Source organism: uncultured Brachybacterium sp., from assembly GCF_947500705.1.
Lineage (GTDB): Bacteria > Actinomycetota > Actinomycetes > Actinomycetales > Dermabacteraceae > Brachybacterium.
The window spans coordinates 1-471 of the sequence record NZ_CANMSY010000029.1 but is presented as its reverse complement, the minus strand read 5'-3'; the positions used below and the strand labels follow the sequence as shown (position 1 = coordinate 471).

At 67.5% G+C, this 471-nt stretch carries 1 protein-coding gene; it reads left to right on the top strand.

All coding sequences use genetic code 11. The features are described from left to right. On the top strand, positions 1 to 315 hold a 315-nt coding region (locus Q0937_RS17925; RefSeq protein ID WP_299306372.1), incomplete at its 5' end, for a DsbA family protein. Positions 316 to 471 lie beyond the last annotated feature (156 nt).

Below are 471 nucleotides of genomic sequence, written 5' to 3'. Positions count from 1 at the left end.
GAGGCCGCCGGAGAGCAGGGCGAGTTCGAGGCCATGTACAAGGCGCTGTTCGACAACGCGGCCGAGTGGAGTCACCAGGAGACGTCCCAGCGGGAGGCGTTCTTCGGGTATGCCGAGGAGCTCGGACTCGACATGGATCGCTTCGAGCAGGTCTACGACGATCCGGCCACCCTCGAGCGCATCGAGCAGAGTGCTGCCGATGCCGAGGCGCTCGGTGTGACGAGCACTCCCACCTTCTTCCTCGACGGGGAGCGCCTGGAGCCCACCCGCGTCGAGGACCTCACGGACCCGCTCGATGCCGCACTCGAGGGCTGACGGTCCGGCCGCCGGGGCGGCTCGGGATTCGAGGGCGCCGCGCGGTCTCGGAATGCTCTTCACCGTCATCGGCGCAGTTGGCTTGGTCATGGCCGTTGTGCTGCTGGTCGAGAAGATCGCTCTGATCGAGGACCCCAGCTACGTCCCCTCGTGCAG